Below are 21,262 nucleotides of genomic sequence, written 5' to 3' on the forward strand. Positions count from 1 at the left end.
GCTGCGCGGAGCCTTCCCCCACCCCGCCCCTTCCCGAAACTGGGGCTCCGCCCCAGACCCCGCGCCTCAAACGCCGGCGAGGCTGGATGGGTGCGCCTCAAACGCAGGCGAGGCGCGAGCACACCGCGGAGGGTGCGCGCCCAGGCGCCGGCGGGGCCGGGTTTGGGCCGGCCCGGCCCGGCAGGCCGGGGTTCGGGCCGGGCCTCAGGCCGGGCTCGCCCCCCGCCCGGCCGAGCGTCCCGCAGGGCTACGGCTTTGTTGGGTTGGATCCCTGGCCCGAGCCCTTGGAGGGGGCCGGGGCGGAGCCGCCGCCCTGGTCCTTGGTGGTCGGCAGCTGCGAGCCGTAGTCGACCGTCTGGTCCTGCGCCGGCGGGTCCAGCGGGAACGTCTTGCCCCACTCCGCGAGCTCCACCCGGCCGGCGCCACCCGCCCGCTCCATCAGCAGCGGGTACGGGGTCCCCTCCAGAGAGACCGAGAGCTTGCCGCCCTTGCCCTCGTCCGCCGTGACCTGGACCGCGCGGGTGTGCCCGACCTTGGTGTAGTCGCCTTTGGCGAGCTTGCCCTCGAGCCCGAGCAGCCCGTCCAGCAGCACGTGCATGTCGGTGAAGCCGCGGAACTGCTTGTACGTCGGGTCGCTCTCCGGCACCTTCACGTACTTGTCGCCGAGCTTGCCGGCCGAGTCGGACTGGCCCCAGAACGCCGCGCTCGCCTTCAGGTACAGCTGCTCCCCCACCCGCAGCAGCTGGAAGGTGTCGTCCTGCGACTTCACCTCGCCCGAGCCGCCGTCGGACTTCAGCCGCATGTCGAGGGTGAAGGACTTGCCGCCGCTCACCAGCGTGCCGGACAGGTGCACCGAGTCGGCGCCCGTGGCGGCCGCCTTCGCCTTCTCCTCGATCTTGTCGGCGGAGAGCTTGCCGACGCCGTTCGTCCCCTCGTCCGGATCCGACCCGCAGCCCGTGCCGGTGACGGCGAGTCCCGCGCACAACGCACCGATGAACGCGGCCCGGCGCAGGCGCGCGGCAGGGAAGTAGGCGGTCACGGGCACGTGCCTCTCGTCGTTCGTCTTCGAGCAGCAGGCAGCGTACCGGGCGCCGCGCCGCCCGCCGAGACCGCGCCCCGAGTACCCGCACACCCCCGGGCGGACCGCCCCACCAGGACGCTTGCACCGGGCACGGGCTAGCCTGAGGGGCGGCAGGACTGAGGATCGACGCTCTAGGAGGCGCTCGGATGGCTGGTGGCGCCCCGCGGATCTTCGTCTCGCATCTGTCGGGTGTGCCCGTCTTCGACCCCAATGGCGACCAGGTCGGGCGGGTCCGCGACCTCGTGGCGATGCTGCGCGTCGGCGGTCGGCCGCCGCGCCTGCTGGGTCTGGTGGTCGAGGTGGTCAGCCGGCGCCGGATCTTCCTGCCGATGACCCGGGTCACGGGCGTGGAGTCCGGTCAGGTCATCACCACCGGCGTCGTCAACATGCGGCGCTTCGAGCAGCGCCCCACCGAGCGGCTGATCCTCGGCGAGCTGCTGGACCGGCGGGTGAAGCTGGTCGCGGACGGCGAGGAGGTCACCGTCCTGGACGTGGCCATCCAGCAGCTGCCGGCCCGCCGCGACTGGGAGATCGACAAGATCTTCGTGCGCAAGGGCAAGGGCGGCGCGCTCCGCCGGCGCGGCGAGACCCTGACGGTGGAGTGGTCCGCGGTGACGGGCTTCTCCCTGGAGGAGCACGGGCAGGGCGCCGAGAACCTGGTCGCCACCTTCGAGCAGATGCGCCCCGCCGACGTGGCGAACGTACTGCACCACCTGACGCCGAAGCGGCGCGCCGAGGTGGCCAACGCCCTCGACGACGACCGGCTCGCGGACGTCATGGAGGAGCTCCCCGAGGACGAGCAGGTGGAGATCCTCGGCAAGCTGAAGGAGGAGCGCGCCGCCGACGTCCTGGAGGCGATGGACCCGGACGACGCGGCCGACCTGCTGTCCGAGCTGCCGGAGGACGACAAGGAGCGGCTGCTGACGTTGATGCGGCCCGACGACGCGGCCGACGTGCGGCGCCTGCTGTCCTACGAGGAGAACACCGCCGGCGGTCTGATGACCACCGAGCCGATCGTGCTGCGCCCGGACGCGACCGTCGCGGACGCGCTGGCCCGCGTACGGCAGTCGGACCTGTCGCCGGCGCTGGCCGCCCAGGTGTACGTGTGCCGGCCGCCGGACGAGACGCCGACCGGCAAGTACCTGGGCACGGTGCACTTCCAGCGGCTGCTGCGCGATCCCCCGTTCACGCTGGTCAGCTCGATCGTGGACACGGGCCTGCCGCCGCTGCGTCCGAACGCCTCGCTGCCGGTGGTGACCAGCTACCTGGCCGCGTACAACATGGTGGCGGTGCCGGTGGTCGACGAGAGCGGTTCGCTGCTGGGCGCGGTGACGGTGGACGACGTGCTCGACCACCTGCTGCCGGAGGACTGGCGCGAGAAGGACTTCCACTCGGAGGAGGCCGTACGTGGCCACTGAGCGGGGGCGCGCCGAGCGCGAGCAGGCGCGCGAGCGACGCCGGGAGCAGAACCGTGAGCGGCGCGAGCTGGCGCGGGCGCAGGCCCTGGCGGGCGAGGCCTCGGCGGAACGTTCCTCCGAGCGCGCCGCGAAGTCCGGGGTGAGCACGGGTTCCACCGCGCTGGCGCGCCCGCGGGCCCGCCTCGACGTGCCGCGGCCCTCACGACGGCGGCTGCTGCCGGAGTACGACCCGGAGGCGTTCGGGCGGCTCTCGGAGCGGGTGGCGCGGTTCCTCGGCACGGGCCGGTTCATCGTATGGATGACGATCGTCATCATCGTCTGGGTGCTGTGGAACATCTTCGCCCCGGACGACCTGCGGTTCGACCAGTACCCCTTCATCTTCCTGACCCTGATGCTCTCGCTGCAGGCCTCGTACGCGGCCCCGCTGATCCTGCTCGCGCAGAACCGGCAGGACGACCGGGACCGCGTCAACCTGGAGCAGGACCGCAAGCAGAACGAGCGCTCCATCGCCGACACCGAGTACCTGACCCGGGAGATCGCGGCGCTGCGGATGGGCCTGGGCGAGGTCGCCACGCGTGACTGGATCCGGTCCGAGTTCCAGGACCTGATCAAGGAGATGGACGAGCGGCGGCTATTCCCGCAGGAACGTGACGAAGGCGACCGCTGACGGGCTTTCCCGAGGCCTGCTACCGAGCCGTACCATCGGGGCATGGCTACCGACACAAGCTCCGCCGCCGACGCTTCCGCGCCCGAGCAGGACGCGATCCTGGACGCGTTGGCGACGGTGAACGACCCCGAGATCCACCGGCCGATCACCGAGCTCGGCATGGTCAAATCGGTGGAGATCGGCGACGGCGGCGCGGTCGCCGTCACCGTCTACCTGACCGTGTCGGGCTGTCCCATGCGCGAGACCATCACCAAGCTGGTCACCGAGGCCGTCGAGAAGGTCGCGGGCGTCACCTCCGTCGCGGTCACCCTCGACGTGATGAGCGACGAGCAGCGCAAGGAGCTCGCGGCCACGCTGCGCGGCGGCACCGCCGAGCGCGAGGTGCCCTTCGCCAAGCCCGGCTCACTGACCCGCGTGTACGCGGTCGCGTCCGGCAAGGGCGGCGTGGGCAAGTCCTCGGTCACCGTCAACCTGGCCGCGGCGATGGCCGCGGACGGTCTGAAGGTCGGTGTGGTCGACGCGGACATCTACGGCCACAGCGTGCCGCGCATGCTGGGCGTCGACGGCCGCCCCACCCAGGTCGAGAACATGATCATGCCGCCGTCGGCGCACGGCGTGAAGGTCATCTCCATCGGCATGTTCACCCCGGGCAACGCGCCGGTCGTGTGGCGCGGTCCGATGCTGCACCGAGCCCTCCAGCAGTTCCTGGCCGACGTGTTCTGGGGCGACCTGGACGTGCTGCTGCTGGACCTGCCGCCGGGTACGGGTGACATCGCGATCTCCGTGGCCCAGCTCGTGCCGAACGCGGAGATCCTCGTCGTGACCACCCCTCAGCAGGCCGCCGCCGAGGTCGCGGAGCGGGCCGGCTCGATCGCCGTCCAGACCCACCAGAAGATCGTCGGCGTCGTCGAGAACATGTCGGGCCTGCCGTGCCCGCACTGCGACGAGATGGTCGACGTGTTCGGCTCGGGCGGCGGCCAGAAGGTCGCCGACGGCCTGACGAAGACGGTCGGCGCGACCGTGCCGGTGCTCGGCTCCATCCCGATCGACGTGCGCCTGCGCGAAGGCGGCGACGAGGGCAAGCCGGTCGTGCTGTCCGACCCGGACTCCCCGGCCGGCGCGGCCCTGCGCGCGATCGCCGGCAAGCTGGGCGGCCGAGCCCGAGGCCTCTCGGGCATGTCCCTGGGCATCACCCCGAGGAACAAGTTCTAGGGAGGCTGTGGGCAATCGTTCCGCAGGGCGGAACGGGTGCGAACGGGTGGGCACAGCCCTACCGACGGCCCGCACCGGGCCGCGCAGCGTGAAAAGGGCACCGCCGACCAGCGGTGCCCTTTCGCTTGCCCGGACCCCGCTACTCGTACGTCGCCAGGTCCGCGATGACCGAGAACCCGAGCCCGTACGCGCTCATCCCCCGCCCGTACGCACCCAAATGGACGCCGCCCCGCGTGGACCCGGCCAGCACCCACCCGAACTCCGACTCACGGTAGTGAAACGGCGTCGGCTCCCCGTCCACCGGCAGCGACAGCGTCGACCAGTCCTCCCCGCCCAGATCGTCGGCGAGCTCCCACGCGGCCTCGGTCTGCTGGTCGAGCCAGTCGTCGCGCATGGAGTGGTCCATCTGCCCCGGCCAGCTGTAGGCCAGCAGTCCGGAGCCGGCCAGCCAGGCCGCCGAGGAGACCGAGGTGGCCTCCAGGACGCCGGTGCCGTCTCCGCTGCGGCGCAGCGGGTTGCTCGCGACGGTGACGACCACCGCGAAGCGCTCCTTCTCGCCGGTGGCGATCTCGCCCCGTGCGGACGGCTCGTCGCCGTGGCCGGTGGAGCCGTGCTCCACGGTGCCGTCGGCGCCGGTGCCGACCTGCATGAGCCAGCGGGGGCCGGTGAAGGCCCCGTCCAGCCCGTACCAGGGGAAGTCGGCCCTCAGGTAGCCCTCGGCGGTCCGGCGGGCCGCCGGGACGGGCGCGGCGGCCTCCTGCGGCTGCGGCGCCTGCTGCTGCGGCTGTTCCGGGGCGGTCTGCGGATCCTGCGCGGGTTCGGCGGCGGGCGCGGGCGCCTCGGCGGTCTGCGCACCTACCCGGCTGCTGCTCGTCGTCTCCATGGGGCGGCCTCTCGTTCCGTGGGGTCCGGAACGGCCCGCCCCCCTCGGGCGTCCTACATCCGGACAGATGGAGGATAGCCATCGGACCCCGGATCGTCGGGCAGGCGGAGACTCAGGGGGTGTCATCCGACCGGAACACACCCCCGGACAGAGGCCTAGGTGGCGTCGGCGTCGAAGCGGGCGCGCTGGTCGGCGGCCGGGGTGGCGGGCTTCTTCAGCAGGTCCGGGCCGGTGCCGGCGGGCGTGGCGGCGGCACCCGCGGAGGCGGCAGCCGAATCGGCCTCCTTGCTGTTGACGGCGTCGGTGACGTCGTTCAGCTCCTTGCGGAGGTCGAAGCTGCTGCGGATCTCCTTGAGGTCCTCGTTCTCGGTCAGCTGCTTGCGGATGAAGTTCTTCGGATTCAGGTCCTCGAACTCGAAGTCCTTGAATTCCGGGCCGAGTTCGGAGCGGATGTCCTGCTTGGCGCTGTCGGAGAACGCACGGATCTTCCGGATGACCCCGGAGACGTCCTGAATGACCTTGGGCAGCTTGTCCGGGCCGAAGACCAGAATGGCGAGCACCACGATCGTGACCAGTTCGAGTGCGCCTATGTCGTTGAACACCTTGCCGCTCCTCGGCTCTCTGTCACTGCGGGCCCCGACACACGGTACCCGGCCTTCTCCGCGCGCCCATACCTGCGGGCCCGCCCCGTACTGGTTTCACCCGCCCGTCACGCGGCGCTCATGAGCCGTTCGCCGATCCGAGGACGACCTCCAGCGTGCGCTCCCGACCCTCGCGGAGCACGGTCAGGGCCAGCCGGTCGCCCGGGCGGTGGGCCCTGATCTTGATGATGAGCTCGTCACCGCCCCGCACGCGCTGCCCGTCCACCTTGGTGATGACGTCGCCGGCCTTGATCCCGGCCCGGGCGCCAGGCCCGCCGGAGACCACGGACGGCTTGCCGTCCTCGGCCTTGTCCCCGACCCGGGCTCCGTCGCCCGTGTACTCCATGTCGAGGGTGACGCCGATGACGGGGTGCGTGGCGCGGCCGGTGCGGATGAGTTCCTCGGCGACGCGCTTGCCCTGGTTGATGGGGATGGCGAAGCCGAGGCCGATGGAGCCGCCCTGCCGGTCCCCTCCATCGCCGTCGCCGCCTCTGTCGGCGCCCCGGATCGCGCTGTTGATGCCGACCACGTGGGCCTTGGCGTCGAGGAGGGGGCCGCCGGAGTTGCCCGGGTTGATGGGGGCGTCGGTCTGGAGGGCGTCGACGTAGCTGATGTCGCTGCCGTCGCCCTTGTCCCCGCCCGCGGTGACGGGCCGGCCGGTGGCGCTGATGATGCCCGCGGTGACGGTGTTGGACAGGTCGAAGGGGGCGCCGATGGCCACCACCGGGTCGCCGACCTTCACGTTCTCGGAGTTGCCGAGGCTCAGCGGCTGGAGTCCGCGCACCCCGCTGACCTTGACCACGGCCAGGTCGTACCCGGAGTCGCGGCCGACCAGCTCGGCGGTGACGCTCTCACCGGTGCTGAAGGTGACCGCTATCTCCTTGGCGTCGGCGACCACGTGGTTGTTGGTCAGGATGTGCCCCTGCTGGTCGAGTACGAAGCCGGTGCCCGTACCGCCGCCCTTCTCGCTCCGTACGTGCAGGGTCACCACCCCGGGCAGTGCGGTGGCCGCGATGCCGGCCACGCTGTCGGGCGCGCGGCCCTTGTCCGCGATCCCCGCCTGGGGCAGCTCCAGCCGGGTGCTGCTCTGCCGTTCGGCGAGCACTCCGAGGTAGCCGCCGATGCCGCCGGCGAGCAGGGCGGTGCCCACGCTGAGGGCCACCACCTGCCAGAGCCGGAACCCGCGGCCCTCCCGGCCGCGGTCCACGACCTGCAGGGGCTGGGCGCCCCAGGGGTCGTACCGGACTCCGCGGGCCGTCTCCTGCTCCCGGCCCGCCTCCTGGGCCGGGCCTTGGACGGGTCCTTGGTCAGGGCTTTCGTCGTGCTCCCGGACCTCGTCCCGGTCCGGCTCCTGCCCCGCGTCCCGGACCGTGCCCCCGGGCCCGCCCTCGGGCCTGGGGGCCGGGACCCCTTCGCCGCGGCCGTCGGCCACGCCCTGGGGCCGGCTCCACCACGACGGAGCCGGTTCGGTCTGCTGCCTGTCGGCCATGGGCGCTCCCCGCGTACCTATCCGCATGTGCCGCAGATTCAACCAGGTGCGAGGTCAGCGCAGCAGGGAGACCGGGCGCGGAGTACCCGACGGGGTGGGGTGCAGCGGCGGCAGCGGGGTCGCCAGGGTCGACAGGAGGGTCGGGCCGCCGGCGGGCGACGGCTCCCGGTCGCGGACCGCGGCGTCGGCCACGGAGACCACGGGGCCGGGCAGCCGGGAGGCGGGGGCGGGCTGCTCACCGCGTACGTTCGGCTCGGCGATCTCCATCGGCAGCGCACCGCCCAGGGCGAGCGCGGCCAGTGACACGGCTCCCGCCGCGACGTAGGCGAACCGGCGGCGCGGACGGCCCACTTCGTGGATCCGGAAGCCCTCCTGCTGCGGTGGGAGGGCCGTGGGCGCCAGGGCGTACGCGAACGAGCCGAAGGGATCGGCCGGCTGATCGCCCGCAGGACCGGCGGAACCCGCCGGACCGGACGGGCCCAGGGGGCCGGACGGGCCGTCGAGACCGCCACCCGGCAGCCCTTGCAGCCTCGCCAGGAGCCCGGCGGACAGCGGCGGCGGCGCGCTCTCCACGAACATGCTCTTCAGCCGGCGCTGCGCATCGGCCTCGGCCTTGCACTTGGCGCACGTGGCGAGGTGGGCGAGCACCCGCTCGCGGGCGTCGTGGTTCAGCTCCCCGTCCACCAAGGCGGCGAGGCGGTCGCCCAGGTGCTGTTCGGCGGGGGACGGACTGACTTCGCTCACTCGGCTCCGCCCTCTCCCCCGGCACCGGGCGCGCCCACCGCGACTCCCGCCAGCGCGCGCTGTTCCGCGCGGGCTTCGGGGGAACGGTGCTTGAGCGCCTTGCGCAGGTGGGAACGGCCCCGGTGGATTCGGCTGCGCACGGTGCCGAGCTTCACGCCGAGGGTGGCGGCGATCTCCTCGTACGACAGGCCCTCGATGTCGCACAGCACCACGGCCGCGCGGAACTCGGGCGCGAGGGTGTCCAGCGCCTGCTGGACGTCCGCGTCGAAGTGGGTGTCGTGCAGCACCTGCTGCGGGGACGGCTCGCGGCTCGGCAGCCGCTCGGCGGCGTCGTCGGCGAGCGCGTCGAAGCGGATCCGCTGCTTGCGGCGGACCATGTCGAGGAAGAGGTTCGTGGTGATGCGGTGCAGCCAGCCCTCGAAGGTGCCGGGCGTGTACGTGGACAGCGAGCGGAAGACGCGGACGAAGACCTCCTGGGTCAGGTCCTCGGCATCGTGCTGGTTGCCCGTCAGACGGTAGGCAAGGCGGTACACCCGCGCGCTGTGCGTGCTGACGATCTCCTCCCACGAGGGAGGGGTCCACGCCTGGGAGCCCGCATCGGCGGCAAAGGTCGCGGTGGTTGCGGTGGCGGTGTGGAAGCTGTCAGCAATGTTGGTCACGGATTTCGGCTCACCGGCCGACCAGAAGAGGCGTCTCAACACGCCCCCACGATCCACAGGCGCAGCCGCACCTCCCCTGTCGGCTCTGGTGGTGTCCAGCGGAGTCCCTACCATAGCCACCCCCTCTGTCAGCTCCGGATAAGCATTTTTGCAGTATCTTTACGCGGTTCTTAGACCCCGAAGCGGTCCCGGCCGCCGATCTGCCCGGCACCGTCCCTTCTCGTCCCGCCTCCACCCTTCACAACGCCCGGTCCCATCTGCGGGTTCCCGACGCCAACGGATACAGTCACCGTTGCGCCAACTATGGGGACAGGAGAGGGTCATTACCGGCAACCGGCAGACGAGCTGGGCGTTCGCCGACGCGTTTGTCGCCGAGGACGACGCTCTGCGGTGGGCCCGCGACCGGTCCAGGGAAGCGGGCCTGCGTTCCGTCTCCCCCGGTACCGGGGCCGCGCTGCGCCTGCTGGCCGCCACCGCGGACGCCAAGGCGGTCGCCGAGATCGGCACCGGAACGGGCGTCTCCGGCATCCACCTCCTCCACGGAATGCGCCCCGACGGGGTCCTGACCACGGTGGATCCCGAACCGGACCGGCAGGCCTTCGCCCGCCAGGCCTTCCGCGCCGCCGGCTTCGCGGGCAACCGCGCCCGCTTCATCCCCGGCCGCGCCCTCGACGTACTGCCCCGGCTCGCCGACGGCGGGTACGACCTCGTCTTCTGCGACGGGGACCCGACCGAGTCCCTCGACTACCTCGCTGAATCGTTGCGCCTGCTGCGCCCCGGCGGACTGGTCTGCTTCGAGGGGGTGTTCTCCGACGGCCGTACGGTCGACTCCGCGGCCCAGCCCGTGGAAGTGCTCCGCGTCCGCGAGCTGCTGCGCAGCGTCCGCGAGAGCCCGGCGCTGGAGGCCGCGCTGCTCCCGGTGGGCGACGGGCTGCTGTGCGCCGTCCGCCGCTGAGCCCGCGGCCGTCGTCCCGAAAGCCCGTAGGCCCGTAGGCCCGTAGGCCGTACGACCCGTCAGCGCAGCAGTGCGAAGGTCAGGGCCGCCGTGCCGCCGAGGACGGTGCCCGCGAGCAGCTGGGCCGGCGTGTGCGCCCTCAGCACGAGCCGCGACCAGCCGACGGCGGCGGCGAACAGGGCCGCGGGGAGCACCGGTGCTCCGAAGACGAGCAGCAGGATCATCACGGTGCCGCCGGCCACCGACATGTGGATGGATATCTGCCAGCCGACGGTCACCAGCAGGGACGAGGCCAGTCCGACGAGCATCGCGACGACGAGCGCGAAGACGTCCGCCGGCGCGCCGAGCACGTGCAGGAGCGTGATCCCGGCGACCACGGACACCAGGCTCAGCGCCATCGGGACCATCCGCTGGCGCCGTACCCGGATGTGCTGGTCGGTCAGCGCCCCGCGCCGCACGCCGAGCACGATGATCCCGATCGGGACCACCCCGCAGAACAGGGCGCCGAGCAGCCCCCAGCCGAGTCCGGTCCAGGACCTGGTGCTGTGCCAGCCGATCAGCAGGAGCAGGCCCACGACCAGGTTCGCCGGCGCCAGCGCGTCGGTGAGGATCCGGGCCGCCTTCTCGCGGGGGGTGCAGTCCACGAAAGCGGGCGGGGCGGGCGGGGAAAACGTCACGGCACGGCTCCGGCGGTCAGCGCCTCGATCACGATCACACGTTCACGATCAAGGTCACGGTCCTGGACACAACGCTGCCCCGACCGCTCATCGCGATCGGGGCAGCGCAGAGAATGCAGAATGCGTAATGCGATTGGTGCCGACAGGTCAGCCGACGACCTTCTTCAGGGCGTCACCCAGGGCGTCCGCCTCGTCCGGGGTCAGCTCGACGACAAGCCGACCGCCGCCCTCGAGCGGTACGCGCATGACGATGCCCCGCCCCTCCTTGGTGACCTCGAGCGGGCCGTCGCCCGTCCGCGGCTTCATGGCCGCCATGCTCGTTCCCCTTCCTGAAACCAGCTCATCGTCAGCCGACGGCCCCATTCAGGCGCCTAGTACCCGGCATCGAACACATTGCTTCCCAGCCATTATCCCGCATGTCAGGACCCGATGACCAACATCGCCTGTGAACGCTTCGGCAACGCGCTCGGCCAAAACCACTCATTTCGGGGACCCGCCTGCGATACTTCGCCGCTGCACCCCGCGACTGCGGTCCGCTTTCTTTGACGCACATCACATGTGCGCGTGCCGTCCGGTCCGCCATGCTGACCCTTGCACCGACCGGTACCGGTCGGTAGCCAAGCCCGCGACGAAGGGGGACCCCCTGCCATGGCCGACAGCGTGCTCTACGAAGTGACCGACGGACTCGCGACCGTCACGATCAACCGCCCGGACGCGATGAACGCCATGAACACCGAGGCCAAGGTCGCCCTGCGCGACGCGGTCGGGGCGGCGGCCGCGGACCCGGCGGTACGGGCCGTCCTGCTCACCGCGACGGGCACCCGGGCCTTCTGCGTGGGCCAGGACCTCAAGGAGCACATCGGGAACCTGGCGTCGGACCGCGAGAGCGGCACCTCGCTGACGATGAGCACCGTCGCGGAGCACTACAACCCGATCGTGCGGGCGCTGACGGAGATGCCCAAGCCGGTGGTGGCCGGGGTGAACGGCGTCGCGGCCGGGGCCGGCTTCGGCTTCGCGCTGGCGGCGGACTTCCGGGTCGTCGCCGACACGGCGTCCTTCAACACCTCGTTCGCCGGGGTGGCGCTGACCGCCGACTCCGGGGTCTCCTGGACCCTCCCCCGCCTGGTCGGCGCCTCCCGCGCTTCGGACCTGCTGCTCTTCCCGCGCTCGGTGAAGGCCCAGGAGGCGTTCGAGCTCGGCATCGCCAACCGCCTGGTGCCCGCGGACTCCCTGCACGCCGAGGCCGAGGCCGTGGCCCGCGCCCTGGCCGCCGGTCCGACCGTCGCGTACGCCGCGCTGAAGGAGTCCCTGGCCTACGGGGCCTCGCACTCCCTCGCCGAGGCGCTGGAGCACGAGGACGTCCTGCAGACCCGCGCGGGAGCCTCCGAGGACCACTCCATCGCCGTCCAGGCCTTCCTCGCGAAGCAGCCGCCGAAGTACCTGGGCCGCTAGGCCGTCGGGGCGGGGCCGGGGCTGTCGGCCCCGCCACCGCCCGTCAGGCGGGGCTGCGGGAGGCGCAGGCGGCCAGGTGGTCGTTGACCAGCCCGCAGGCCTGCATCAGGGCGTAGGCCGTGGTGGGGCCGACGAAGCGGATGCCGGCCTTCTTGAGCGCCTTGGCCAGCGCGGTGGACTCGGGGGTGACGGCCGGGACGTCGGCGATCGTCCGCGGGGCCGGGCCGGGCTCTTCCGGGGCGTGCGACCAGATCAGGGTGTCCAGCTCGCCCGGCTCCCACCCGGCGAGCACCTTCGCGTTGGCCAGGGTCGCCTCGATCTTGGCCCGGTTGCGGATGATCCCCTCGTCCGCGAGCAGGCGTTCCGCGTCCGCCGGCCCGAACTCCGCGACCGCCGCGATCTCGAAGGAGGCGAAGGCCTTGCGGAAGCCCTCGCGCCGCCGCAGGATCGTGATCCACGACAGGCCGGACTGGAAGGCTTCCAGGCACAGCCGCTCGTACAGCGCGTCGTCGCCGTGGACGGGGCGGCCCCACTCGGTGTCGTGATAGACGACGTACTCCCCGGTGGCCCCCGTGGACAGAGCCCACGGGCAGCGCAGCGCCCCGTCCGGGCCGACGACCGCGACGCTCATCGCTCGCCGTGTTTCGTGAGGTCGACCTGGTCGGCGTGGTCGGTGTGGTCGGTGTGGCCTGTGTGGTCGGCCTGATCCGCCGGGGCCGCGTGGCCCGGCACGGCGTCCTGCGGCCCCGCCATGACGTGGGCCGTCAGCTGGGCGATCCGCGCGTCGCGCTCCGCCAGCTCCGCCGCCAGCCGGTCCAGTACGTCGTCCACCTCGGCCATCCGGTATCCGCGCGGCGCGACGGGCAGCCGCAGCGCGTCGATGTCCGCCCGTACGACGGGCCGGGTCTCCGGCAGCGCGTCGGCCACCCGGTCCGGCTCCGCTTCCGGCAGGACGGCCTCCGAGCCGCCGCCGATCACCGCGAGGGTGACCGCTGCCACGACCACGACCAGCGCGATCATCAAGAAGAAGAACACGATCAACTCCCCTGAGAGACTCCGGCCACCAGGTTAAGGTCGCAGACGAGGCGCAAGGGCCGCCGAAGGAGGAAAGAGCAGGATGCTGCGACTGGGCAGGCGCGAGTTCGACACCCACGAGCCGGTGATCATGGCCATCGTGAACCGGACGCCGGACTCCTTCTACGACCAGGGCGCGACGTTCCTCGACCAGCCGGCCCTGGACCGCGTCGAGCAGGCGGTCGCCGAGGGGGCCGCGATCATCGACATCGGCGGGGTCAAGGCGGGCCCGGGCGAGCACGTGGACGCGGTCGAGGAGGCACGGCGCACGGTCGGCTTCGTGGCCGAGGTGCGGCGCCGCCACCCCGACGTGGTGATCAGCGTGGACACCTGGCGGCACGAGGTCGGCGAGGCCGTGTGCGAGGCCGGGGCCGACCTCCTGAACGACGCGTGGGGCGGGGTGGACCCCAAGCTGGCCGAGGTCGCGGCGCGCCACGGCGCCGGGCTGGTCTGTACCCACGCGGGCGGGGTGGAGCCGCGCACCCGGCCGCACCGGACCGAGTACGAGGACGTCATGGCGGACATCCTGGAGGTCACGGTCGGCCTGGCCGAACGGGCCGCCTCGCTCGGCGTCCGCCGGGACGCGATCATGATCGACCCGGGCCACGACTTCGGGAAGAACACCCGCCACTCGCTGGAGGCCACGCGCCGGCTGGGCGAGATGACGGCGACGGGCTGGCCGGTCCTGGTCTCCCTCTCGAACAAGGACTTCGTCGGCGAGACCCTCGACAGGCCGGTCAAGGAGCGCCTGTTGGGCACCCTGGCCACGACGGCCGTCTCGGCCTGGCTCGGCGCGCAGGTCTACCGCGTCCACGAGGTCGCCGAGACCCGGCAGATCCTGGACATGGTGGCCTCGATCCAGGGCCACCGGCCCCCGGCGGTGGCCCGGCGCGGCCTGGCCTGAGGCACCGAACACAGCCCCGCGACGGGTTGCCCCCGGGGCCGTACCCGCGCCCCCGGGGCCGGGTGTGCGTCGGGGTGCCCCCACAGGGCGCCGCACACGACCCCGCTGCACTTTCCGACCCGTGGAAACGTTCGGCGCCCGAGGAGGTACCCCGGCCCCGGCGGCCCCCACCCCTCGGGGCGCGGGGCGGGGCCGCTGCGCGGAACCTTCCCCACCCCGCCCCTTCCCGAACTGGGGCTCCGCCCCAGACCCTCCCCGGCTACTGCTGGGAGGTGCCCCCTGGCGGAGCCGGATTTGCCCGGTGGGTCTACTTGCCCACTTCCTTCGTCACCAGCGCGATCGCCTCGTCCACGTCGTCCGTGACGTGGAAGAGGTAGAGGTCCTTCTCCGAGGCCTTGCCCTGGGCGATCACGGTGCCCCGCAGCCAGTCGACCAGCCCGCTCCAGTACTCCGTGCCGAACAGCACGATCGGGAAGCGGGTGATCTTCTGCGTCTGGACCAGGGTCAGCGCCTCGAAGAGCTCGTCCAGCGTGCCGAGGCCGCCCGGCAGGACCACGAAGCCCTGGCTGTACTTCACGAACATCGTCTTGCGGACGAAGAAGTACCGGAAGTTCAGTCCGAGGTCCACGTGCTGGTTCAGGCCCTGTTCGAAGGGCAGCTCGATGCCGAGGCCGACCGAGATGCCGCCCGCCTCGCGGGCGCCCTTGTTGGCCGCTTCCATCGCGCCCGGCCCGCCGCCGGTGATCACCGCGAAGCCGGCGTCGACCAACGCCCGCCCGATCCGTTCGCCCGCGTCGTACTCCGGTGTGCCCGCCGGGGTCCGCGCGGAGCCGAACACGCTGATCGCGGGCGGCAGCTCGGCGAGCGTTCCGAAGCCCTCGATGAACTCCGACTGGATGCGCAGGACCCGCCAGGGATCGGTGTGCACCCACTCGGAGGGCCCGGCGGAATCCAGCAGCCGCTGGTCCGTCGTACTGCCCGCCTTGATCTGGCTCCGCCTCCTCAGCACCGGCCCGAGCTGCTGCTCCTCGGGCCGACGACGGGCGGAACTCTCGGGGTTGCCCATGATGTGCTCCCTCCTGCTGATCGTTGGATCAGGGTAGGCGCACGAAGGTGACGGGAAGCGGAATTCAGGCGGTCAGCCAGGCACGGAGTCGTTCTTCGCAGTGCAGGATCGCCTTCGTTTCGACGCGCTCGTCGACCTTGTGGGCCAGCAGCGCGTCGCCCGGGCCGTAGTTGACCGCCGGGACCCCGAGGGCGCTGAAGCGGGAGACGTCCGTCCAGCCGAACTTCGGCATGGCGTGTCCTCCGACGGCCTCCATGAAGGCGGCGGCCGCCGGGTGGGAGAGGCCGGGCAGGGCGCCGGGAGAGGAGTCGTCGATCACGAACTCGGCGATGTCGCAGTCCGCGAACACCTCCCGGACGTGGGCGATGGCGTCGGCCTCGCTGCGGTCGGGGGCGTAGCGGAAGTTGACCGTCACCGTGCACCCGTCGGGGATGACGTTGTTGGCGACGCCGCCCTCGATGCGGACAGCGTTGAGGCCCTCGTGGTACTCCAGGCCGTCGATGACCGGCTTGCGCGGCTCGTACGCCGCCAGCTTGGCCAGGATCGGGCCGGCGGTGTGGATGGCGTTGGAGCCCATCCAGCTGCGGGCGGAGTGGGCGCGCTCGCCGGTCGTGCGCAGCAGGACGCGCAGGGTGCCCTGGCAGCCGCCCTCGACCTCGGCGTTGGAGGGCTCCAGGAGCACCGCGAAGTCGCCGGTCAGCCAGTCGGGGTGGGCTTCGGCGACCTTGCCGAGGCCGTTGAGGTCGGCGGCGACCTCTTCCTGGTCGTAGAAGACGAAGGTGAGGTCGCGGTTCGGCTCGGGCACGGTCGCGGCGACGCGCAGCTGTACGGCGACGCCGGACTTCATGTCGGTGGTGCCGCATCCCCACAGGACGTCGTTCTCGTCGAGGCGGGACGGGACGTTGTCGGCGATCGGCACGGTGTCGAGGTGGCCGGCGAGTACGACGCGCTCGGCACGGCCGAGGTTCGTACGGGCCACGACGTTGTTTCCGAAACGGTCCACGGTGAGGTGCGGCAGAGCGCGCAGCGCGTGTTCCACGAGGTCGGCGAGCACCTTCTCGTCGCCGCTCACGGACGGAATGTCGACGAGCCGGGCGGTCAGCTCGGCGGCGTCCAGGGTGAGGTCCAGCTCGGATTCGGACATGGCTCTGACCCTAACGCCCCGGGCTGTGGCGCACCTTCCACGTCCGGCCGGTGGACGCGTCATGTGGCTCAAGTACGGTGGGCCGCGTGTCCCAGAGCGATCACCACCCCCGTCGCCCTCGCCGGCTGCTGCGCACCGCCGCCGGTCTGCTCGTCCTGCTCGCGGTCATCGGTTACTTCGCCGCCAAGCAGGACTCGACCGGCGGTCAGGGTGCGCCGCACTGCACCGTCCGCGCCGCCGGTGGGGGCGGCTCGTACTCGATGACTCCCGAGCAGGCGGGGAACGCGGCGACGATCGCGGCCGTGGGCACGGGCAAGCCGATGCCGGAGCGGGCGGTGACGATAGCGATAGCCACCGCGATGCAGGAGTCGGCGCTGCGCAATCTGAACCACGGCGACCGGGACTCGCTGGGCCTGTTCCAGCAGCGGCCCTCGCAGGGCTGGGGCACGCCCGCACAGATCCGGGACCCGGTGTATTCGGCCGGAATCTTCTACGACCGCCTCAAGGAGGTCCGGGGGTGGGCGCGGCTGCCGCTGACGGAGGCCGCGCAGCAGGTCCAGCTCAGCGGATTCCCGCAGGCGTACGCGAAGCACGAGCCGGACGCGACGCTGCTCGCGGCGGCGTTCACCGGTGGTGCTCCGGGAACGCTGACCTGCACCGGTCCCGCGCCGCGGCCCGGTTCGGGCGATCCGGACAAGGTGAAGGCCGAGCTGACCCGGGTGTTCGGGGACAAGGCGGCGCCGAAGCTCGGCCCGCCCGCGTCCTCGGCGGGGCGGTCGGGGCCGACGGACCGGACCGAGGTCACCGTGCCGGCGACGGGCAAGAACGGCGCTGTCGACCGGCAGCGCGGCTGGGAGCTCGCGCACTGGGCCGTGGCGAACGCCGCCGAGCTGAACCTCTCGCGCGTGGCGTACGACGGCAAGGCGTGGATCGCGGGCGAGAACAAGGGCCGCTGGGTCGACAAGGCGCCCGGCACGTCGGGGACCGGCGACCCGCTGAGCGCGGGCCCGGACGACGTACGGATCTTCGTGCCCCGGTGAAACGAGTCAGACGTACGAGACGTCACCCGTGCGGGGGTGACCCGGTGGCCGGGGCGAGGACCCTCGGCACCGGTAGAAGTGCTGGTGGGCGCGCATCCAATGAGCTTTTCCCGGAAGCCGATTAAACGATGCGTTACTGATCCTTTACCCGGTGGCTCCGCAACTCCTCCCGCCCCCCGAGCGGTTGTACACGGCGTACTCAGCCGCTACCGCTTAGGAGCATCATGTCCCTCCCCCTGACCCGTCGGATCGCCCGTGCCGCGCTGCTCGTCGCAGCCGGGACAGCGCCCGTGGTCGGTGCGGCCGGCGCGGCCAGTGCCGCCGGTCTGGAGTCCGTGCCCCAGCTGGGCGCCCTGACCGCCCCCGACACCGCCGACGCCACCGCGACGGCCACGGACACCGCCACCGCCGCCACGGACACGGCCACCCAGGCCGTGCCGGCCGCCGACGTCGCCGGGAAGGCGGGCGGCCTGCTCGGCGGGCTGCCGGTACCGGCCGCGCAGGAGCTGCCGCTGGGCTCACTGCCCGGCGGCCTGCCGACCGGCGGTCTGCCGGGTGGCCTGCCGCTCGGCTGATCACAGTAGAACCGCAGGATCGCCGAAGGGGCCGGGAGCGCGAACTCCCGGCCCCTTCGGGCGTGTACGGACGATCCGGCGAGGGCTCAGCCCGCGAGGCGCTTGACCGCCGCCTCCACCCGCTCGTCGGTGGCGGTGAAGGCGACGCGCACGAACCGCGCGCCCGCCTCGCCGTAGAAGTCTCCGGGCGCCACCAGAATGCCCAGCCCCGCGAGGTGGGCGACCGTGTCCCAGCACGGCTCGTCCCGGGTCACCCACAGGTAGAGGCTGGCCTCGCTGTGCTCGACCCGGAAGCCGTGCGCCTCCAGGGCCGCGCGGAGCGCCGCACGGCGGGCGGCGTAGCGCACGCGCTGCTCCTCGACGTGCGCGTCGTCACCGAGCGCGGCCACGGTGGCGGCCTGCACCGGCGCCGGGGTCATCATGCCGCCGTGCTTGCGGATCTCCAGCAGCTCGCCGAGGACCGCCGGGTCGCCCGCGATGAAGGCCGCCCGGTACCCGGCCAGGTTGGAGCGCTTGGAGAGGGAGTGGACGGCGACGATGCCCTCGTACGAGCCGCCGCAGACCTCGTCGTGGAGGACGGAGACCGGCTCGGCCTCCCAGCCCAGTTCCAGGTAGCACTCGTCGCTGAAGAGCAGGATGCCGTGCTCGCGCGCCCAGGCCACGATCCGGATGAGCTCCTCCTTGGCGAGGACCTTCCCGGTGGGGTTGGACGGGGAGTTGAGCCACAGCAGCTTCAGGCCGGTCGGGTCGAGCTCGGTGGGGTCGTCGTAGACGACGGCTTCGGCGCCGCACAGCCGCGCGCCGACCTCGTACGTCGGGTAGGCGAGCCGCGGGTAGGCGACCTTGTCGCCCGCGCCGAGGCCCAGCTGGGTCGGCAGCCAGGCCACCAGCTCCTTGGAGCCGACGACCGGCAGGACGTTGCGGTGCCCGGCGGCGCTCGCGCCGAGGCGGCCGCGCAGCCAGTCGGTGATCGCGTCGCGCAGGGCGGGCGTGCCCCATACCGTCGGGTAGCCCGGGGAGTCGGCGGCGCCGACCAGGGCGCGCTGGATCAGCTCCGGGACCGGGTCCACGGGCGTACCGACGGACAGGTCGACGATGCCGTCCGCATGGGCCGCCGCCATGGCCTTGTACGGCTCCAGCTTGTCCCAGGGGAAGGCGGGAAGACGGTCGGATACTGCGGCCACGGTGGTCTCTGCTCTCTCTGGGTGCTGGACGTGCGGGTCGGTAAACACCTCGGTCCCGTGCGGCGTGCAGGCCGTACGGGACCGAGTGGCGCTTGTGCCGGGAACCCTCAGTGAGAAGGGTTGATGTCGGCGGGCAGCGCCGCGATGAAGGGGTGATCGCGCTCGATCAGGCCCAGCTTGGAGGCACCACCGGGCGAACCGAGCTCGTCGAAGAACTCGACGTTCGCCTTGTAGTAGTCCTTCCACTCCTCCGGGGTGTCGTCCTCGTAGAAGATGGCCTCGACCGGGCAGACCGGCTCACACGCACCACAGTCGACGCACTCGTCCGGGTGGATGTACAAGGACCGCTGGCCCTCGTAGATGCAGTCGACGGGGCACTCTTCGATGCATGCCTTGTCCTTGACGTCGACACAAGGCTCCGCGATGACGTAGGTCACGCTCTCGTTCCTCCTCGGTAGGGCTGTCCATATCGCGCGGGAGCGCGGCGTCGTCGATGCCCGCACCTAGTATCTCCGTTCCCGGGCACGATCCGAACAGGAGGGGCGGACAGAGCTGTGGAATTCACTGCGGGCGGACTGCTGGAGGTTCGTATCACCCCGGCTGACGTGGGTAAACGAGTCTCTGTACGACGGGTGGAGGGCGGCCTGAGTGGATCACCCGAGTTCACCGACACGGTAGGTGTTCTCACATCCTGGGACCGGGGTGTGCTGGTGATCACACGAAAGAACGGCCAATCCGTCCGCATCGCGGAATCCGCGCTGGTGGCGGGCAAGGTGGTGCCCCCGGCGCCGGCCCGCAGGCGGGGTCCGGCGGCCTCCTTCGAGGAGCTCTCACGGGTCGCGGCGCGGTCCTGGCAGCCGCTGGAGAGCGAGCTGCTGGGCGAGTGGACGCTGCGTGCCGCCGCCGGATTCACCCGGCGGGCCAACTCGGTGCTACCGCTCGGCGACCCGGGGATACCGCTGGACGATGCACTCGCGCGAGTGACCGCCTGGTACGCGGAACGAGGGCTTCCGGCCTACGTGCAGGCCGCGACGGGGGCCGCCGGTGCGCAGGAACTGCTGTGTGCGGAGCTGGAGCGTCGGGGCTGGGTGTCCGAGGTGTCGGCGGAGGTACGGATCGGGGCGCTGGCCCCGGTGGCCGACGTCGAGGCGCCCGCCGCCGAGTCCGTACGTCTGACCCGCGTCCCGGACGAGGAGTGGCTCGGGCGCTACGGGAAGGTCACCGACCCGGACCTGGCACGCCGGATGCTGGTCGAGGGGCCGTCGGTGTGGTTCGCGGCGCTGCCCGGGGGCCGGGCCATCGGCCGGCTGGTGGTCGACGGGCGGTGGGCCGGCTTCGCGGCGGTGACGGTCGATCCGGAGCACCGCCGGGAGGGCCTGGCGACGGCCGTGATGGCGGCGCTGGCCCGCAAGGCGCTGGAGGAAGGCGCGTCGGCGGCGTGGCTCCAGGCGGAGACGGACAACGCGGGGGCGCTGGCGCTGTACGACGGCCTCGGCTTCGCGACGCACCACGCGTACCACCACTACCGCCACCGGGTGGTGTCGTGACGTCCTCCTGGCGGGAGCAGTTCGCGGCGGAGGCGCGGGCGGAGCGGCCTGACCTCGCGGTGCTGTGCCTGCTGCTGGCGGCCGAGGCGGACCCGGACCTCGACGAAAGGGTCATGGACTGGGCGCAGATCGAACTGGACCGGCTGGCCGGGATGCTGCCGTACGGGCTGCGGGGCGCGCGGGAGTGGGCCTCGGCGGTCACGGAGCTGCTGGGCGGCCGGCTCGGCTTCCACGGCACCCCGGCCGACTACGACCGCCTCTCCTCCTCACTCCTGCACGAGGTCCTGCGCCGCCGCCGCGGCCTGCCCATCCTGTTGTCCGTGGTCTGGCTGGAGGTCGCCCGGCGGGCGGGGGCGCCGGTGTACGGGCTGGGCCTGCCGGGGCACTTCGTGGTGGGCTTCGGCGACCCGGACGAGGGCGTGGTGGTCGACCCGTTCGCGGGTGGCGCGTCGCTGGGCGCCGGCCCGGCGGAGCTGGCCTCCGGCCCCCGCACCCCGGCCCGCACCCTGGACATCGTGCTGCGCATCCTGAACAACATCCGCGCGTGGGCCTCGGCCCGCCCGGAGCACTCGGGGGTCGCGCTGTGGGCGCTGGAGCTGTCGCTGCTGCTGCCGTCGCATCCGGCGGCGCTGCGGTACGACCGGGCGCGGCTGCTGGTGGAACGGGGCGCGTTCCGGGAGGGCGCGGCCGAGCTGGAGGCGTACGCGGAGGTGGTGGCGGTGGTGGACGCGGACGCCGCGGCCCGCATCCGCGCCGAGGCTGCCGCCGCCAGAGCCCTCCTGAACTGACCCCGCGCCTCAAACGCCGGCGGGGCTGGGTATTCGCGCGGGTCTGGCGGGCAATTCCAGCC

At 72.3% G+C, this 21,262-nt stretch carries 24 protein-coding genes; 10 read left to right on the top strand and 14 right to left on the bottom strand.

Features of this window, described 5'->3' with window-relative positions; genetic code table 11:
* Nucleotides 1–247: 247 nt before the first annotated feature.
* The gene (locus ACFV9H_RS38240) at nt 248–1,039 is read right to left on the bottom strand and encodes a hypothetical protein (protein ID WP_385408060.1); all 792 of its coding nucleotides are present in this window, start codon (nt 1,037–1,039) and stop codon (nt 248–250) included.
* A gap of 188 nt (nt 1,040–1,227) precedes the next feature.
* Between ACFV9H_RS38240 and ACFV9H_RS38245 the strand changes: the two genes are divergently transcribed.
* The 3 genes from ACFV9H_RS38245 (at nt 1,228) to ACFV9H_RS38255 (ending at nt 4,378) form a co-directional block, all read left to right on the top strand.
* A complete protein-coding gene (locus tag ACFV9H_RS38245; RefSeq protein WP_385408006.1) occupies nt 1,228–2,499 on the top strand; it encodes a magnesium transporter MgtE N-terminal domain-containing protein in 1,272 nt (423 codons plus the stop codon).
* 85 nt (nt 2,500–2,584) lie between these two features.
* Nucleotides 2,585–3,166, top strand: coding sequence for a DUF1003 domain-containing protein (locus ACFV9H_RS38250; protein WP_385408063.1), 582 nt, complete (start codon nt 2,585–2,587; stop codon nt 3,164–3,166).
* 42 nt (nt 3,167–3,208) lie between these two features.
* Complete coding sequence (locus ACFV9H_RS38255; RefSeq protein WP_385408009.1) at nt 3,209–4,378, top strand: Mrp/NBP35 family ATP-binding protein; 1,170 nt, start codon at nt 3,209–3,211, stop codon at nt 4,376–4,378.
* A 139-nt stretch (nt 4,379–4,517) separates the two neighbouring features.
* Here ACFV9H_RS38255 and ACFV9H_RS38260 read toward each other — a convergent pair whose 3' ends face one another.
* From ACFV9H_RS38260 to sigE, 5 genes are all read right to left on the bottom strand, one after another.
* The gene (locus tag ACFV9H_RS38260) at nt 4,518–5,261 is read right to left on the bottom strand and encodes a hypothetical protein (RefSeq protein WP_385408012.1); all 744 of its coding nucleotides are present in this window, start codon (nt 5,259–5,261) and stop codon (nt 4,518–4,520) included.
* A 155-nt stretch (nt 5,262–5,416) separates the two neighbouring features.
* On the bottom strand, nt 5,417–5,863 hold the full coding sequence (locus tag ACFV9H_RS38265; protein ID WP_385408015.1) for a sec-independent translocase: 447 nt from the start codon (nt 5,861–5,863) through the stop codon (nt 5,417–5,419).
* Between the two features lie 118 nt (nt 5,864–5,981).
* Nucleotides 5,982–7,391 (bottom strand): S1C family serine protease, encoded by a 1,410-nt coding sequence (locus ACFV9H_RS38270; RefSeq protein WP_385408017.1) that lies wholly within the window; start codon nt 7,389–7,391, stop codon nt 5,982–5,984.
* Between the two features lie 54 nt (nt 7,392–7,445).
* A complete protein-coding gene (locus ACFV9H_RS38275) occupies nt 7,446–8,135 on the bottom strand; it encodes a zf-HC2 domain-containing protein (protein ID WP_385408020.1) in 690 nt (229 codons plus the stop codon).
* On the bottom strand, nt 8,132–8,908 hold the full coding sequence (sigE, locus tag ACFV9H_RS38280) for an RNA polymerase sigma factor SigE (RefSeq protein WP_385408023.1): 777 nt from the start codon (nt 8,906–8,908) through the stop codon (nt 8,132–8,134). The genes ACFV9H_RS38275 and sigE overlap by 4 nt, the downstream gene beginning before the upstream one ends.
* Nucleotides 8,909–9,086: 178 nt before the next feature.
* On the opposite strand from sigE, the gene ACFV9H_RS38285 reads away from it, so the two are divergent.
* On the top strand, nt 9,087–9,749 hold the full coding sequence (locus ACFV9H_RS38285) for an O-methyltransferase (protein ID WP_030710037.1): 663 nt from the start codon (nt 9,087–9,089) through the stop codon (nt 9,747–9,749).
* A gap of 59 nt (nt 9,750–9,808) precedes the next feature.
* Here the strand turns inward: ACFV9H_RS38285 and ACFV9H_RS38290 are convergent, their stop codons facing one another.
* Both ACFV9H_RS38290 and ACFV9H_RS38295 read right to left on the bottom strand, forming a co-directional pair.
* A complete protein-coding gene (locus ACFV9H_RS38290; protein WP_385408026.1) occupies nt 9,809–10,426 on the bottom strand; it encodes a hypothetical protein in 618 nt (205 codons plus the stop codon).
* 147 nt (nt 10,427–10,573) lie between these two features.
* Nucleotides 10,574–10,741 (bottom strand): DUF3117 domain-containing protein, encoded by a 168-nt coding sequence (locus ACFV9H_RS38295; RefSeq protein WP_003966491.1) that lies wholly within the window; start codon nt 10,739–10,741, stop codon nt 10,574–10,576.
* A gap of 333 nt (nt 10,742–11,074) precedes the next feature.
* Between ACFV9H_RS38295 and ACFV9H_RS38300 the strand changes: the two genes are divergently transcribed.
* Nucleotides 11,075–11,878 (top strand): enoyl-CoA hydratase/isomerase family protein, encoded by an 804-nt coding sequence (locus tag ACFV9H_RS38300; RefSeq protein WP_385408029.1) that lies wholly within the window; start codon nt 11,075–11,077, stop codon nt 11,876–11,878.
* Nucleotides 11,879–11,921: 43 nt separating this feature from the next.
* On the opposite strand, the gene ACFV9H_RS38305 is transcribed toward ACFV9H_RS38300, so the two are convergent.
* Both ACFV9H_RS38305 and ACFV9H_RS38310 read right to left on the bottom strand, forming a co-directional pair.
* Nucleotides 11,922–12,509 (bottom strand): DNA-3-methyladenine glycosylase I, encoded by a 588-nt coding sequence (locus ACFV9H_RS38305; RefSeq protein WP_385408032.1) that lies wholly within the window; start codon nt 12,507–12,509, stop codon nt 11,922–11,924.
* On the bottom strand, nt 12,506–12,919 hold the full coding sequence (locus tag ACFV9H_RS38310; RefSeq protein WP_385408034.1) for a DivIVA domain-containing protein: 414 nt from the start codon (nt 12,917–12,919) through the stop codon (nt 12,506–12,508). The genes ACFV9H_RS38305 and ACFV9H_RS38310 overlap by 4 nt, the downstream gene beginning before the upstream one ends.
* A 76-nt stretch (nt 12,920–12,995) precedes the next feature.
* Between ACFV9H_RS38310 and folP the strand changes: the two genes are divergently transcribed.
* Nucleotides 12,996–13,856: a dihydropteroate synthase gene (folP, locus tag ACFV9H_RS38315; protein WP_385408037.1), complete on the top strand. Its 861-nt coding sequence runs from the start codon at nt 12,996–12,998 to the stop codon at nt 13,854–13,856.
* Nucleotides 13,857–14,163: 307 nt separating this feature from the next.
* Here folP and ACFV9H_RS38320 read toward each other — a convergent pair whose 3' ends face one another.
* The gene (locus ACFV9H_RS38320; RefSeq protein ID WP_385408040.1) at nt 14,164–14,922 is read right to left on the bottom strand and encodes a TIGR00730 family Rossman fold protein; all 759 of its coding nucleotides are present in this window, start codon (nt 14,920–14,922) and stop codon (nt 14,164–14,166) included.
* Between the two features lie 64 nt (nt 14,923–14,986).
* On the bottom strand, nt 14,987–16,066 hold the full coding sequence (gene dapE, locus ACFV9H_RS38325) for a succinyl-diaminopimelate desuccinylase (protein ID WP_385408043.1): 1,080 nt from the start codon (nt 16,064–16,066) through the stop codon (nt 14,987–14,989).
* Nucleotides 16,067–16,143: 77 nt separating this feature from the next.
* On the opposite strand from dapE, the gene ACFV9H_RS38330 reads away from it, so the two are divergent.
* Both ACFV9H_RS38330 and ACFV9H_RS38335 read left to right on the top strand, forming a co-directional pair.
* The gene (locus ACFV9H_RS38330; protein ID WP_385408046.1) at nt 16,144–17,106 is read left to right on the top strand and encodes a hypothetical protein; all 963 of its coding nucleotides are present in this window, start codon (nt 16,144–16,146) and stop codon (nt 17,104–17,106) included.
* A gap of 224 nt (nt 17,107–17,330) precedes the next feature.
* Nucleotides 17,331–17,681 carry an ATP-binding protein gene (locus tag ACFV9H_RS38335; RefSeq protein WP_385408048.1) on the top strand — a complete coding sequence of 117 codons (351 nt, stop codon included), beginning with the start codon at nt 17,331–17,333 and terminating at the stop codon, nt 17,679–17,681.
* A gap of 86 nt (nt 17,682–17,767) precedes the next feature.
* Here the strand turns inward: ACFV9H_RS38335 and dapC are convergent, their stop codons facing one another.
* Together dapC and fdxA are read right to left on the bottom strand one after the other, a co-directional pair.
* Nucleotides 17,768–18,865, bottom strand: a complete 1,098-nt coding sequence (gene dapC / locus ACFV9H_RS38340; protein ID WP_385408051.1) for a succinyldiaminopimelate transaminase — start codon at nt 18,863–18,865, stop codon at nt 17,768–17,770.
* Nucleotides 18,866–18,972: 107 nt separating this feature from the next.
* The gene (gene fdxA / locus ACFV9H_RS38345; RefSeq protein ID WP_030868357.1) at nt 18,973–19,302 is read right to left on the bottom strand and encodes a ferredoxin; all 330 of its coding nucleotides are present in this window, start codon (nt 19,300–19,302) and stop codon (nt 18,973–18,975) included.
* Nucleotides 19,303–19,419: 117 nt separating this feature from the next.
* On the opposite strand from fdxA, the gene ACFV9H_RS38350 reads away from it, so the two are divergent.
* Both ACFV9H_RS38350 and ACFV9H_RS38355 read left to right on the top strand, forming a co-directional pair.
* Nucleotides 19,420–20,412 (top strand): GNAT family N-acetyltransferase, encoded by a 993-nt coding sequence (locus ACFV9H_RS38350; protein ID WP_385408054.1) that lies wholly within the window; start codon nt 19,420–19,422, stop codon nt 20,410–20,412.
* Nucleotides 20,409–21,200, top strand: coding sequence for a tetratricopeptide repeat protein (locus ACFV9H_RS38355; protein ID WP_385408057.1), 792 nt, complete (start codon nt 20,409–20,411; stop codon nt 21,198–21,200). Before ACFV9H_RS38350 ends, ACFV9H_RS38355 begins: the two co-directional genes overlap by 4 nt.
* The last annotated feature ends 62 nt before the right edge of the window (nt 21,201–21,262 follow it).

Origin of the sequence: Streptomyces sp. NPDC059874 (genome assembly GCF_042731135.1) — a bacterium.
Taxonomy (GTDB): Bacteria; Actinomycetota; Actinomycetes; order Streptomycetales; family Streptomycetaceae; genus Streptomyces.